Genomic DNA, 13,984 nt, shown 5'->3' with positions numbered 1-13,984 from the left:
CATTCAGCAGTAGGCGCATGTGCGCGGATCGGTGCCCGCGCACAGCTTGGCTTCGATGGGCGTCACGTTGCCCTGAAAGGTGTAACTGTCAGGCGCGGCGCTTCAACGTAAAGCCGATCAGCATCGGCATCACCAGCAGCACCATCGGGTACTGCAGCATCAGTCCGGCGATGATGGCGATGGCCAGCGGCTGCTGCAGGCCCGAGCCCTGGCCAATCGCTAGCGCCAGCGGCAGCAGGGTGAGGATCGCCGCCAGCGTGGTCATGGTGATCGGCCGCAGGCGGTCGACGCTGGCCTGGCGCAGGGCCAGCCGCGGCTCGACGGTTTCCGCCAGGCTCACGTACTCGGAAACATAGAAGATCGCCATCTCGGTACCGATGCCGATGATCATGGTCATGCCCATCATGGCCGTGATATTGAGATCGACGCCGCTCAGCCACAGCGCGATGAAAACCGCCGTGGTCGAGAACAGCGAGCAGCCCAGCACGATCGACGCCAGCCACAGCCGCTCATACAGAAACATCAGCAGGATGAATTCGGCCACCAGCGCGGCGGCGAAGACCTTGCTCAAGCCGATAAAGGCGATCTGCTGCTGCTGATACAGGCCGCCCAGCTCGTAGCGCACGCCCGCATCGAGCACACCGGGTTTGGCCAGCAACTTTTTCACATCCGCAACGGCCGCACCGATGCCGCGCCCTTCGATGCGCGCGGTGACGGCGACCATCGGCTGCAGATCCTCGCGCGAAATCTGCGGCTGGCCGCTGACCGTTTTCAGTGTTGCCACGCGGCCGAGTGGAAACACGTGGCCATCGGGCGCTCGAATCGGCAGCTGCGCGAGTTGCGGAATCTTCAGCTGCATGGCGCCGGGAATCCATACCCGCACGCCCACGCTTTTGGTCAGCTGCGGCAGCTGCGTGGCGACGGTGCCGGAGATGGCCTGGTCGACGGCCTGCGTGATCGCGTCGACGGTCATGCCCTCAAACCCTGCGCGGGCGGCATCGATAGTGACGTTGAGCGCATCGCCGGCGAGCTGTACGCCGCTCTTGATCTCGACCACGCCGTTGATCGCACCGATCGCTTTGGCGACCTTGTCGGCCTGGGCGTCCAGCTCGCCCGGATTGGTGCCGTAGAGCTTGATCTCGATCGGCTGCGGCACGGCGGTGAGATCGCCGATAAGGTCTTCCATCAGCTGCGCCAGTTCGATCTGCACGCCGGGGACTTCGCTCTCGATACGGGTGCGCACCGCGCTCATCACGTCCTCGGTGGCACGGGCGTGATCGGGCTTCAGCTTGACGAAAAAATCGCCGTGATAGGACTGCCCCAGATCGCCGCCGAGGCCGGTGCCGAGTCGGCGCGAGAACGTGTCGACCTCCGGTTGAGCCTTGAGAATGGCCTCGATCTGGCCGACCTGCCGCGAGGTCTCCGGCAGCGAGGTGCCGGGCGCAGTGTAGTAGTCCATCACGAAGCCGCTTTCATCCACCGTCGGCATGAAGCCGGTGGAGACCTTGGTATAGGCGATATAGCCCAACACCAGCAGCGGAATCAGCACCACGGCCAACAGCCATGGACGCCGCGCCAGCCCGTCGTAGAGTGGGCCATGCGCGCGCCGCAGCCAGCCGCGCGGATTGCTGCCGGGGTCCTGCCAGCGCTGAAAGTTGATCAGCTGCCGCGCCAGCAGCGGCACTACCAGCGCCGTCATCAGCCACGACACGATCAGCGCGCTGGCCATGGTGACCGACAGCGCCTTCGAAAACGCGCCGGTCACGCCATCGAGAAAACCCAGCGGAATGAACACGATCAGCGTGGCCAGACTCGATCCCGACAACGGCGCCATGAATTCGCGCGCCGCCGGCAGTACCGCATCGACGCCGGTGCCGCCACGCGCTTCCTCGCCCGTGGCACCGGCGCGCCGCGCGATATGCTCGATCATCACGATCACATCGTCGATCACCAGGCCCACGGCGGCGGCAATGCCACCCAGCGTCATGATGTTGAAGCTCAGTCCCAGCACGCTCAGCAGGAGCACCGTCACCGCCAGCGTCGCCGGCACCACGATGACGGTGATCAGGGTGACGCGCAGGTTGCGCAAGAACAGCAGCATCACGATCGCGGCCAGCACCAGGCCGATGATCACCGCGTCGCGCACGCTGTTGGCCGACTCGGTGACCAGTTCGCTCTGGTCGTACCAGTTGCGGATCGTCACGCCGTGCGGCAGCGCGAAGCCGGCCAGCTTGTCGCGTACCGCCTTCGCGATCTGCACGGCGTTGCCGTCCGGCTGTTCGTAGACGTTAAACAGCACCGCCGGCTTGCCGTCCTCGGCGACCTTTATCCACTGCGGCACGTAGCCGTCGCGCACCGTCGCCACATCGGACAGCTTGATCCAGCCGGTGGCGTCGCTTTTCACCACGACGTTGCGCAGCGCGTCGACGCCCTTCAGCGAATGATCGGCCACGACGAGATAAAGCTTGTTGTGATCCTGCACGCGACCGACCGCCTGCAGCGCGTTGGCGCCGGACAGCGCCGTGACCAGGTCGCTCAGCGCCAGACCGTGCAGGGCGAGCTTGTGCGGGTCGGCCTCCACTTCGACCTCGGCGGTCTCGCCGCCCTGCACATCGACGTGCGAGAGCCCGGGCACGGCGGCCAGCAGCGGCACGATCTGATACTGCGCCAGATCGCGCAGCGCGACCGGCGACAGCGTGTCGGAGTGCAGCGCGTACGAGATGATCGGAAAAACGGTCGGGTCCATCCGGCGCACGTCGTACGTGCTGCCGGTGGGCAAGGTAGGCAGCACGCGTGCAATGGCCGCATCGACCAGCAGGGTCGATGACGTCATGTCGCGACCCCAGCCGAAATCGATCGAGACCTGGGCCGATCCGCGCGTGCTTTCCGAGCGCAGGCTGACCACGCCGGGCACCGTGCGGATGGCTTCTTCGACGGGACGGGTGACCAGCAGCGCGGTCTGGTCGGCTGGCCGGTCGCCGGCATCCAGATCGACCACCACGCGCGGAAACGACACCTGCGGAAACAGGCCGACCGGCAGCGACAGCGCGCTGGCCAGGCCGGCCAGCATCAGCGCCAGCGCCACGATGATCAGCGTTCGGCCGTGGCGCGCCAGCCAGTTGGACTCGTGCGTCGTCGACTCATTCGATGACGGCGGGTGCGATGTCGGCTCGCTCACTTCGCCGGCTCCGCCGTGCGAACCGCCATGCCGTCCTCGAGCTGGGTATTGCCGACCACGACGAGCGGGCGCTGTGCATCCAGCGCGCCGCTGACCACCGACACCGTATCGGATGCGCCAACGAGGGTGACCGGTACCTTGACCGCCTTGCCGCCGGCGACCTGAAACACCTGCCACGCCGTGCCGTCCTCGACCAGCGCATCGCGCGGTATCAGCCAGCCGCGCCACTGGCCGACGGTGATATCGGCGCGATAGCCCATGCCGGCGATCACGGGACCGTCGGGCGTGATGTCAGCGTTCTGCAGATGCGTGTGCGGGTCGAGCATGCCGGCCACGCGCCTGACCACGCCGGTCACCGAAGCGCCGGCGCCCAGCGGTACCAGGCTGACCTTGTCGCCGGGCACGGGCGGGTGCTGCGGATCCAACTCCACGCCGACGCTCACCAGCAGTCCGCCGCCGCGCGCCAGCGACAGCAGCGGTGCGCCCGGCTGCAGCGTGTCGCCGCGTGTGGCGGCGATGCTGCTGACGATGCCGTCGAACGGCGCGCGCAGCTCCATGGTGCGGCCGTCGCCCTGCTGTTTGCGCAGCGCGTCGAGCGCCGAGCGCGCGTCGCTCGCCGCCTTGTCCGCCTGCGCCAGCTGGTCGCGCGTGGCGAGCTGATGCGCCAGCAGTTGCGCGGTGTGTTCGCGTGCAGCCTGCGCCACGTTCAACGCCGTACGCGCCTGCTGGTAAGCCGCCGCTGCCGTCGGCGACAGCGTGAAGGTGAGCAGGCGCTGGCCGCGGTGCACGGCCGTGCCGGCCGTGACGTCGAACTGCGTCACCGCCCCTTCGGCCTGAATGCTCAGCGTGGAGGCCGCGTCGATCGCCGGCGCGGCGGTGCCGTAGGCGCTGACGACGTCGGGCAGGTTGCCCTGATGCACGGCCTGCGTGGTGACAGCGGCGCTGACCTCGTCATTGCCGGCGGCGCCCGAATCATCGGCGCTTCCACCGCAGCCAGCCAGCGTCAGGGCGGCGAGCGAAAAAAGGAATCGGCACAGACGCAAGTTCATGGCGCAATGACATCCTGAGGAAGGGAATCGGGCATGCCGGTGCCGAGCAGCGTATCCATCGCCACCTGCTGCTCCAATACGGTTTGCTGCAGGGTGATGGCAGCCGCCTGCCGGCTCTGCGCGGCGATCAGCAGATCGACGTACGTGCGCAGGTCGATCAGCCCCTGTTGCTGCGCGCTGGTCGCCTGATCGGCGTCGTGCACGGCCGCGGGCAACGCTGGCAACAGTTCGGCCAGCTGCGCACGCGCCTGCGACTGCTCGGTCAGCAGCGCATCGATTTCGCCGTGCGCCGAGGACAGCCTCGCCATGTATTCGTCGCGTAGCTGCTGACGGGTGGCCTTGGCGATGGCGATGTTGCCCTGATTGCGATCGAAGATCGGCAGGTCGAAAGTGACCGCCGGGCCGCCGTTGCGCACGCGGCTGTTGTCCTGCGATGCCGCATAGCCGAGCGAAAACATCGGAAACTGCGCCAGCACGGCCGCGCGCAGCGTCGCCTCCTGCGCCTGGTAGCCGAGCTGCAGCGCCACCAGGTCGGGGCGCCGGCGTTCGATGTCCCCAGCGTCGGCGCGAGTGCGCGCGTCGTCCGCCGCCGGCAGGTCCAGCGTGGCCGGCAGCGGAACCGACGCGTCCGGTGCCATGCCGAGCAGCGCGGCCAGATCGTGATGCTGGCTAAGCAAACGCCGCTGCAGGTCGTCATAGGCCGTTTGCGCGTCCGCGGCGGCGACGAAATCCGGCGAGGCGGCGGTGAGGTCGGTATTGCCCTGCGCGATGCTTTGCCGAAGCTGGCGGTTGCGCTGCTGCAGCTGTTCCAGCGTGTGGCTCTGCAGGGCGCGCAGGCGCTCGCCCTCGACCAGATCGACCACGAGCAGGCGCGCCTTGCCAACGGTCTGCCACTCCTGCCACAGCAGGCTCGCGTCGACCTGCGCCGCTGCCGCTTTTGCCGCCTGCCGGCGCGGCGACAGGGTGATCAGTGCGCGGATGTCTTCGCTGATGCCGGCCGTCCACGCGGTGGCATCGCCGACACCGGAGATCAGATAGCCGATGCTGCCGTTGATCGCCGGATTGGGCAGCAGTCCGGCCTGCAGCATTTGCGCCTGGGCCGCATCGTGCTGGGCGCGGGCCGAGCGCAGGTCGGGATTGTTGAGCAGGACCAGGCGCTCGATCGTCGGCAGGTCGAGCGCGCGTCCGTCGGTCGGCGCGCCCTGAAGATGGGCTATGTCGTGCGGCAGTTCGACGGCTGTCGGCAGCGGTGCGGGGCGATAAGTGGCGCATCCGCCGATCACCGCGCTGCCGATCCAGCACAGGCCGACGATCAGGGCGCGCGAGCGCGCCGCCGAAACGATCGGCAGCGTGTCATCGGTCTGTGTTGCTACTGATCGCGACAAGTCGCGCTCCCGGTCATGCTGAAGGTGCCTACGTTAACGGGCGCGGCTTAGTAGGAACTTTGTGGGGCGTGACACTTTGACTGAAGGCGGGAAGGGCAGCAGGCAGGATCTTGCGCGCCGTCACTAAGGTGGCAGTAAGCGGGTGGTTTCATGCTGATACGCGATCAATCTTCCCGCCATCCGCCAGGACCGTCTCATGCACAAACTTTTCCGTCATTTACTGCCTGCGGCGCTCGCCCTGGCACTCGCCGCGCCGTCCATCGCCGCCGACGCCGGTCATGCCGGCAGCGGCTACCAGGTGATCTCACGCATGAATCTCGGCGGCGACGGCGGCTGGGATTACCTCAGCTTCGACGCGGCACACCATCACCTATTCGTCAGCCGCGGTGATCGCGTGCTGGTTATCGACGTCGCGCACGACAAGCAGATTGGAACCATTGCCGATACGCAGGGCGTGCACGGCATCGCCCTTGCGCAGGATATCAAGCGTGGCTTCACCAGCGACGGCAAGGCGGCCACCGTCACCGCCTTCGATCTGGATACGCTGAAGACGGTCGCGGTGATCAAGGGCACCGGCCTCAACCCCGACGCCATCGTCTACGACACCGCCTCGCATCACGTGCTGACCCTCAACGGCAAAAGCAGCAGCGCCAGCGTGATCGATCCGGCCACGAATGCCGTGATCGCCACCATCGCGCTGCCGGGCAAGCCGGAGTTTGCGGTGTCCGATGGCGCCGGCCACGTGTACGTGAACATTGAGGACAAGTCCGAACTGGTCCAGATCGATTCGGCCAAAAACACCGTGCTGAACACCTGGCCGCTGGCGCCGTGCGAATCACCCAGCGGTCTGGCGCTCGATCGCCAGCACCATCGGCTGTTCTCGGTGTGCGACAACCAGAAAATGGCCGTGGTCGATGCGGACAACGGGCACCTCGTCGCCACGCTGCCAATCGGCGACGGCCCCGATGCGGTGGTATTCGACGATGCGGCCTCGATGGTCTACAGCTCCAACGGCGAGAGCGGCACGATCACCGCGATCCATGAGGACGATGCGGACCATTACACAGTAAAGGAGACCATCGCGACCCAGGTCAGCGCACGCACGCTGGCGCTCGATCCGTCATCGCATCGGCTGTATCTGTCGGCGGCGAAGTTCGGCGCTACCAAGCAGGCGAATGGACGTCCATCGGTCGTGCCGGGCAGCTTTACGGTGCTGGTTGTCGGCAAGCGTTAAGTCGACCGATCGACCCAGCGGGGCAGCGTTTGAGCGCTGTCCCGCTATCCGGCCAGGGGAATAGCCACCCGTACGCGCAGGCCGGAGCCGAATGGCGAATCGAGCAGTTCGATCGTCGCGTTATGCAGCTCAGCCGCGCGCTGCACGATGGAAAGCCCCAGTCCGTAGCCTTCGCCGCGGCTGGATTTTTCGCGATGAAAACGCGCGAATACGGCGGCGCGCTGTTCGACCGGAATGCCGGGGCCATCGTCGATCACGTCGATCGTGGCTTCGATTCCCGCCTGCTCGATGATCAGCTGCACCTGGCCGCCTTGCGGCACGTGGCGCAGCGCGTTTTCGATGAGGTTGCGCAGCAGCGCGGCCAGCGCGGCCTCGTAACCTTGCACGATGACGTGCGGATTGCGCCTCACGAAATCGAGCTGCACGCCGCTTTCGGCGATGATGGTGGTCAGCTCCTCGATCACTTCGCTGGCGACCTCGACCAGATCGATCGTTGTGCGCTGACGTGATGCCGCGCCGGCTTCGAGCCGCGCCAGGGCGAGCAGCTGTTCGATGCGCCGCGCCAGCGCGACGACGCTGTGCTGGGCGCCGCCGAGGCTGTCCTGCGCCTCCTTCAAATCGTTGGTGGCCAGCGCGCTTTCCAGATTGATCATGATCGAGGCCAGCGGCGTGCGCAGCTCGTGCGCCACGTCCGCGCTGAAGCGCCGCTCGCGCTCGAGCGCATCTTCCTGGCGCTCGAGCTGGGCGTTGAGCGCATCCAGTACGGGCTGCAGTTCCTGCGGCGCCTGGTCCAGGCGAATCGGCTGGCGGCTGCCCGGTTCGCGTGCCGACAGCGCCTGCGCCAGGGCAGCGAGCGGACGCAGGCCGCGCGTCACCGCCCAGCCAACCAGCAGGGCGAGCAGCGGCAACCCCAGCAGGAGCGGCACGCCGTGATCAATCCAGAGCGCGTGAAGAATGCCGTTGCGGCTGTCGTAGCGTTCGGCGGTGCGTATCACCACGCCTTCGCCGGCATCGCGCAGCGTGTAGACGCGCCAGCGGTAATCACCGATGCGCAGATCCTGAAAGTCGGCGTCGTTCGGCCTTGGCGCGGGCAGGCTGACCACGTTGGCGGTGGCCAGTGTGGGATGCCCCAGTCGATCGAACACCTGAAAGCCGACCTCGGCCTCGTAGGTGTATGCGTGCCTGTGGCGGGCCAGCTTGATCGCCGCCTCGTTCGGTACCGGCACCAGGTTGCTCTGGCCGTCGCCGCCGCGCAGCGAGTCGATGCCGGCGTGCTCGATCAACACTTCCAGCGTGCGTGCCGACTCGGCCAGCCGGCCATCCATCAGCTCATCGACCTCCCGGATCGTGCGCTGAAAACTCAGCACGCCCAGCGGCACCAGCACCACGATCAGCACGATCACGATCAACCAGCGCAGCCGCGCGCGCAGGCTGGGCGATGTCATTGCGGTTCTCGCGGAATCATGTAGCCAAAGCCGCGCACGTTCTGAATCGTCTCGAAACTCAGCTTGCGCCGCAGCGCATGCACCAGCACTTCCAGTGCGCTGCTGCCGACCGCGTTGTCGAGTCCGTACAGCGAGTTTTCAAGGCTTTCGCGCCGCACCAGTCGACCGGCGCGTTCCATCAGCGTCTGCAGCAGCGAAAACTCGCGCCGGGTGAGCTCGACGCGCTCACCGCGAAACGTCACCTCTGAAGTGCCCAGGTCGAGGCTGAGTGCGCCCGCCTCGATGCGGTTGGCGGCCAGACCCTGCACGCGCCGGGTCAGCGAACGGATGCGCGCGCCCAGCTCGTCGAGATGGAAGGGTTTGACCAGATAATCGTCGGCGCCGGCGTCGAGTCCGGCGACGCGCGCCTCCAGCGTATCGCGCGCGGTCATCACCAGCACTGGCGTCTTGATGTTGTTGCGCCGGGCTTCGATCAGCACGTCCAGACCATCCTTGCCCGGCAGGCCGAGGTCCAGCAGCATCAGGTCCGCGGTTTCGTCGCGCAGCGCGGCCAGCGCAGCCCGGCCTTCGTGCAGCCAGGTCACCGTATAGGACAAACGCTCCAGCGCGCGTTGAATCGCGGCGCCCAGCGGTGCGTCGTCTTCCACCAGAATAATGTGCAACGTGCGCTCCTCCGATTGTCGCTCCGCATGGATTGTCGGAGCGGCAGGGGACAAGCGCACAGTATTACGTTTATCGCTTTCAAACGACTTAGAGGCAATGCGGCGTCACTTCCCGATCAGAGCCCGAGCGACACGGACGCAAACCAGCTGCGTCCTGGCAAGACGTAGTACGAGCCAGCGCCGCTTTTGCTGTCGACCGAGTTGATCACCAGATTCTGGCTGGCGAACAGGTTGTCCACCTCCAGCCGCAGCTTGTAGCTCTTGAACACCGGACCATTGAGATTCTGGCCGTAGCCGATGCTGGCCGCCGCCTGCCAGAAGCCGCCGGTGTGGAGGGTGTACTTTGCTGTGCTGGCCACGTCCGGGTTGAAGCTGCTGTTGTAGGCGGTCTGGCGACCGGAAAACTTGTCGTAGGCCGAGGCGAAAAAGCCCTGGTTTTCGTACAGCAGTCCAATCGCCGCGGTGCGGTTGGGCACGTTGGGCACATCGAGCTTTGAGCCTTTGAACGTGGCGTCTTGGATTGAACCGTTGACGAACGCACTCGTGCCGGCGCCGAGAAAATACGTGGCTTCCGTTTCAATGCCCTTGATGTACGCGCCTTTCGCCTGGTAGTAAACCGCGTCGGTGGTGCCGGGAATGGTGGTGGAGAACGCGTAGTCCTGGAAGTTGATGAAATAGACGTCCGCATCGGCGTTGAAGCGGTCGGTCTTGTACACCGTGCCGAACTGGTAGTTCTTGGTTTGCTCGGGGCTGATCTTGTTTTTGGTCGGATCCGGCACGTAGAACTCGTTGAGGTTCGGCGCGAGATAGCCCTGCGCTGCTGTGCCGTAAATACTCCAGTCATCGCGCAGCAGATAATTGGCGGTGAGAAAGCCCAGCGTCTTGCGCGAGGTCTGGTCGTAGTACAGCGGCGTTTTGGTGGTCTGATTGATCGGCGAGTCGATGTATCGCTTAAAGTCGACGTTCTTCACACCCGGCGTAATGGTGAGTTTGTCGGCGGCATGCCACTCGTACTCGGCGTAGAGCTGGGTCGTGCGCATGCGATCGTTCATGGTGTATTTGAACGGTCCGCTATACACGCCCTTGGCGTTGAACGAGCCGTAGATCGGCTGACCCGGCTTGACGTCGATGGCGCCGCCGCGGTTGTAGTCGATCGCGATGCTGCTGCGATCGTTGCTGGTGAACTCGTACCAGCCGCCGGTGCGGAACTGGCCGTAGTCGTCGGTATGGGTCAGCTCGAACGTATCGCCGAAAGCGCGGTATTTGTTGATCTTGATATAGCCGCCGATATCCGTCGGGGAGGTCTTGGTGCCGACGTACGGGCTTTCGTGGCTGACGTTGCTATAGGCGTAGGTATAGACCTTGTCATCCAGCTCCCAGCCTCTGGGCAGCTGGCTGTGCACGCCGATGTATTCCAGATCGGTTTCCTTGGTCTGGTAGTTGTAGCAGGCGCAGTTGGTGCTGGTGCGGTCGTTGTTCAAACCAAAGTTGCGGCCGAGCGTGGCGATCTGTTGCAGGGTCAGCGAGCTGAGGTCGGGGTTGTTGAAGCGGATGTAGTTGTAGTTGCTGAGAAAGGTGATCTCGGTGCTGTCGCCGATCGGCTGTACGTACTTTACGTAGCCGGTCTTGCGCGAGGATTGGCCGTCCGTCTTGGCCGTGTCGGTGGTGAGGTACTGCGCGCTGGCGATCAGCTTGCCGCCGTTGTCGAACTTGCCCGAGTTGAGCTCCAGATGGGTCAGCGAGGTGCCGTAGCTGCCGTAGGTCTGTGAGGGAATGAACGAGAAATCATCGCGTGCATCCTTCGAGCTCAACGCCACCGTGCCGCCGAACGTCGCCTCGCCGATCGTGCTGGCGTTGCCGGGGCCGCGATCGATCAGCACCTGACCGATCATTTTGGCCGGGAAATAGCTGCTGGTGTGATGGCTGAAGTCGTTGGTGTCGCCGAACGGAATGCCGTCGTAGGTCACGTTGTAGCTGTTGTCGTTGAAGCCGCGCAGGGTCATCTGCTTTGACTCGCCCAGGCCCGGGCCGGCCGGGCTGACGTTGGTCACGCCCGGCGCGATGGCGGCAATGGTGGCGTAGTCGGCGGTCGGCGAAACGTGGTTGCTGATCCAGTCCAGGCCGATGATCGACTGCGGCTGTGTGATGGTCAGATCCGCCTGCGTGGGCGCCTGGGTCAGCGCGGAGGTGACGGTGTTGCCGCGCACTTCCACTTCCTCGAGCTGCTTGGGCGGTGTGACCGGCAGCGGCGTGGTGACCTCAGCGGACGGCGCCGCGCTTGGCGCGGCGTCCGTGGCAAATACGTTGCCGCTCAACGACAGGCCGGTCACAACCACCCAGCCCACAGACGCCATGCTCTGACGCAGGCCGTGGATCAATGGGTGCAGCGCAAGTCCTTGCTGACGGTGCTGCGTGACGCTGAATCGACCTGGCATAACAAACCTGCGGGATAGTTGGGTTATCCCATTAGCGTGAGGTAGCTACATGACAGTTCTGCTTCAGCCATATGTGGTGAAAATACGTTTCCCTTAGTGCTGTCTTAGTAAAAGTAGAATCTTTCGCAAAGGTCGCCGCCAGCGCCATGCCGCCCCCAGCCACGCGGTTGCCGCTGACGCACATTCACCTAACGTGGCTCGATGAGTCGAGCGAAGCGATCCAGAGGGCAGCCATAGCCTGGCGCTGGCTCGCTGCAGCCGGTTACGAAGATGGGCGCGACGAGTGGCGGCGCGTCGCGCGTCAGCTTGCGGCTTTCCCGCATCTGCTCCATCGACTGGCTGACGTAATAGACGCGGACTTTGGCGCTGCCGCTTTCTTTGTCGCGCCGCAGTTCGAACACCAGCGCACCGCCGGTGGAGGTCGGATCGGTCGGCTGCTCGTCGAGCATCCAGTGCAGGCCGAGCATGCCGGCCAGCGTGCTGATATTGGTGTCGTGTCCGACCAGAAAGGCCACGCGCGTGGCGGGGTCACCGAGCGCGCCGGCGGTCTTTTTGTGCGAGTCAGCCTGCTGCAGCGTGGCCAGAATGGTGGTCGCCAGGTGGCGCGCGTAATCGCGCGCTATCGGCGACGTGCGCAGCGCGACATCGCTGTAATCCGAATGCAGCTGCAAAAGCTGGCCGAGCTGCAGAGGAGACAGGCGGCCCCAGGCGACCTGCGACATCGGCAAGCCTTCGGTGTACTCGAGCGCAACGTTTTCTGCGAAGGTCGAAGCCGTGTGCAGTGGTGACTTGATGCCGACCAGCGCGTCCTCCTTGCCCTTGCCGACAGCGCTCGGCTGGTCGAGCAACAGCTGCTTGCCGGCCTTCTGCGCCGGTGTGCAGCCCGCCTGATCACAGCCCAGAAGGATCGCCTGCATCATTGCGATGGCGGCGGCATGCGTGGCGACAAGATTTTCGGGCTGGCCGCCAATGCGACCCAGCACGGCAGCGGATGCCAGGGCGCGATCCTGATCGAAGGTATCGCCAAAGCGGTGATCGAAAAGCCCGTCGCCGGGCAGTTCGGTCGAGGTATGGACCGTCACCTGGCAGCCCGGCGCGAAACCGTCGACCAGCCCGTGAGCCGATTCGATCGTGCGCTCCTCGTCGTCCGCCACCACATAGATCGATGGCGCCTCCGCACACCCATTCGCGGACACGAGGCCGGCATCGCTGTAGTGAGCGCGATACCACCCGCCCATCAGCGCCATCAGCTGCTTGCCGTGTGGCGTCAGGTAGCCCGGCGGCACGCTCCAGCGCGGCCACGGTTTGTCGGAAAACGCGTCCAGTGCCGCCGGCTCGGCCGTGGGCGAACGCACGCCATGGCGGCTCAGGATAACGACGAATTCGGGTGGGTCGTCCTTGGGCGCAGCCTGGGCCGCCACGGCATTCAGCGCAGCACAGGAGAAGAGAAGGCCAAAGGCGGCAAGAACAGCGACGCGAAGCTGAGTCATGACCATGGTTCCGGTTGCTAGGCCTCGTGCCGAGCAACGAGGCCTGAGGATTTGAATCAGTTGGTGCCAACCACAAGAACGCCGAACGAACCCGATGTGCCTGGCGCCTGACTGGGTGGCGTCACCGCAGGCGCCGCGAGAAAAATCTTGTGCGTGGTTTCATCGATGGCCATGGTCCGCGCGCCTTTGGCGGTCGCCACGTTGGTGACCACGGTGTAGTGATCGGCATCATCCTGATGGACAACCGTCAGCGTGCCGTCGCCGTTGGAGCTGAAGGCCATCTGCGTCGACGGATCGAAGCCGGCCGCATCGGGATGATCGCCGATCGGCAGCGTGGCGACATGGTGGCCATCGACCGCGTCGGTGATCGCCATCTGATGATTGGCGCACACGGAAAATAGCCGATGGTGCGTAACGTCCAGTGCAAGACCGGTCGGCCCCTCACACGTGCCGAGCGACCAGGTGGCCAGCACTTTCAGGCTGCGTGAGTCGATCTGTGCGAGCTGACCCTTGTCTTCGATATTGACGTAGATATGGCCCTGCTCGTCGGAAACCGCAAACTCCGGATTGCCGGCAAATGCCACGCGGCCGATTTCCTTGCCGGCGGCCGGATCAATCACGCTGGCGCTGTTGCTGTGCCCGTTGAACGCCCACAGGTGGGAGGTGGCCTGATCGAACAGCAGCGCATCGGGGTCCTTGCCGGACACGGGAATCACGGCCAGCGGCTTCAGCGTGTCCAGATCGAACGGCGTGAGGCTGTCGCCATGGCCGTTGCTGACATAACCACGATGCAGCGCGGGCACCAGCGCCACGCCGTGCGCGCCGATGGCGCCGGGCACTTCGCCGATCAGCGTGCCCTTGTCGACGTCCATCACCATCACGCGGTCGAGCCGCGCGATGTACAGGCGACGCGCGGCGGCGTCGAGTGTCAGATAGTCCCATTTGCCGCCGCCGCCCAGCGCGTATTGCGCCTGCACCTTGTAGCCGCTCGCTGAGGCAGCGGCCTGCATCGCGATGGGCGCCAGGGCCAGGGTGAGCGTAGTGAGCGCGAGCTGTTTGAAAGTGCGGTGTTTCATTGCCATGCTCCATGAAATGCGGACGCCACG

9 protein-coding genes are annotated in these 13,984 nt (G+C 65.2%); 1 reads left to right on the top strand and 8 read right to left on the bottom strand.

Annotation, left to right across the window (positions count from 1 at the left end):
• Positions 1 to 88 precede the first annotated feature (88 nt).
• Genes ACDK93_RS18255 through ACDK93_RS18245 form a run of 3 tightly spaced genes read right to left on the bottom strand, consistent with a single transcriptional unit; the run spans position 89 to position 5,612 of the window.
• Positions 89 to 3,178 (bottom strand): efflux RND transporter permease subunit, encoded by a 3,090-nt coding sequence (locus ACDK93_RS18255; RefSeq protein ID WP_458070440.1) that lies wholly within the window; start codon positions 3,176 to 3,178, stop codon positions 89 to 91.
• Positions 3,175 to 4,227, bottom strand: a complete 1,053-nt coding sequence (locus tag ACDK93_RS18250; protein WP_458070439.1) for an efflux RND transporter periplasmic adaptor subunit — start codon at positions 4,225 to 4,227, stop codon at positions 3,175 to 3,177. The genes ACDK93_RS18255 and ACDK93_RS18250 overlap by 4 nt, the downstream gene beginning before the upstream one ends.
• Positions 4,224 to 5,612 (bottom strand): TolC family protein, encoded by a 1,389-nt coding sequence (locus tag ACDK93_RS18245; RefSeq protein WP_458070438.1) that lies wholly within the window; start codon positions 5,610 to 5,612, stop codon positions 4,224 to 4,226. The genes ACDK93_RS18250 and ACDK93_RS18245 overlap by 4 nt, the downstream gene beginning before the upstream one ends.
• Positions 5,613 to 5,808: 196 nt before the next feature.
• Between ACDK93_RS18245 and ACDK93_RS18240 the strand changes: the two genes are divergently transcribed.
• A complete protein-coding gene (locus tag ACDK93_RS18240; RefSeq protein WP_458070437.1) occupies positions 5,809 to 6,846 on the top strand; it encodes a YncE family protein in 1,038 nt (345 codons plus the stop codon).
• Positions 6,847 to 6,890: 44 nt separating this feature from the next.
• Here ACDK93_RS18240 and ACDK93_RS18235 read toward each other — a convergent pair whose 3' ends face one another.
• The 5 genes from ACDK93_RS18235 to ACDK93_RS18215 all read right to left on the bottom strand — a co-directional run bounded on the left by ACDK93_RS18235 (position 6,891) and on the right by ACDK93_RS18215 (position 13,954).
• Positions 6,891 to 8,291 carry a sensor histidine kinase gene (locus ACDK93_RS18235; protein ID WP_458070436.1) on the bottom strand — a complete coding sequence of 467 codons (1,401 nt, stop codon included), beginning with the start codon at positions 8,289 to 8,291 and terminating at the stop codon, positions 6,891 to 6,893.
• Entirely contained in the window at positions 8,288 to 8,953 is a 666-nt protein-coding gene (locus tag ACDK93_RS18230) for a response regulator (RefSeq protein ID WP_458070435.1), read from the bottom strand. The genes ACDK93_RS18235 and ACDK93_RS18230 overlap by 4 nt, the downstream gene beginning before the upstream one ends.
• A gap of 116 nt (positions 8,954 to 9,069) precedes the next feature.
• A complete protein-coding gene (locus ACDK93_RS18225; RefSeq protein WP_458070434.1) occupies positions 9,070 to 11,388 on the bottom strand; it encodes a TonB-dependent receptor in 2,319 nt (772 codons plus the stop codon).
• Between the two features lie 188 nt (positions 11,389 to 11,576).
• Complete coding sequence (locus ACDK93_RS18220) at positions 11,577 to 12,878, bottom strand: histidine-type phosphatase (protein ID WP_458070433.1); 1,302 nt, start codon at positions 12,876 to 12,878, stop codon at positions 11,577 to 11,579.
• A 56-nt stretch (positions 12,879 to 12,934) separates the two neighbouring features.
• On the bottom strand, positions 12,935 to 13,954 hold the full coding sequence (locus ACDK93_RS18215; protein WP_458070432.1) for a YncE family protein: 1,020 nt from the start codon (positions 13,952 to 13,954) through the stop codon (positions 12,935 to 12,937).
• Between the last annotated feature and the right edge of the window lie 30 nt (positions 13,955 to 13,984).

This window comes from Rhodanobacter sp. BL-MT-08, from assembly GCF_054161255.1.
The sequence above is the reverse complement of the archived record's forward strand: the minus strand, read 5'-3'. Positions and strand labels throughout refer to the sequence as shown.

What these genes read in the sequence shown, in the direction of transcription:
- ACDK93_RS18250 (WP_458070439.1), bottom strand. Translation starts at nt 4,227, where the DNA reads ATGAACTTGCGTCTGTGCCGATTCCTTTTTTCGCTCGCCGCCCTGACG.
- ACDK93_RS18240 (WP_458070437.1), top strand. Translation starts at nt 5,809, where the DNA reads ATGCACAAACTTTTCCGTCATTTACTGCCTGCGGCGCTCGCCCTGGCA.
- ACDK93_RS18235 (WP_458070436.1), bottom strand. Translation starts at nt 8,291, where the DNA reads ATGACATCGCCCAGCCTGCGCGCGCGGCTGCGCTGGTTGATCGTGATC.
- ACDK93_RS18225 (WP_458070434.1), bottom strand. Translation starts at nt 11,388, where the DNA reads ATGCCAGGTCGATTCAGCGTCACGCAGCACCGTCAGCAAGGACTTGCG.
- ACDK93_RS18220 (WP_458070433.1), bottom strand. Translation starts at nt 12,878, where the DNA reads ATGACTCAGCTTCGCGTCGCTGTTCTTGCCGCCTTTGGCCTTCTCTTC.
- ACDK93_RS18215 (WP_458070432.1), bottom strand. Translation starts at nt 13,954, where the DNA reads ATGAAACACCGCACTTTCAAACAGCTCGCGCTCACTACGCTCACCCTG.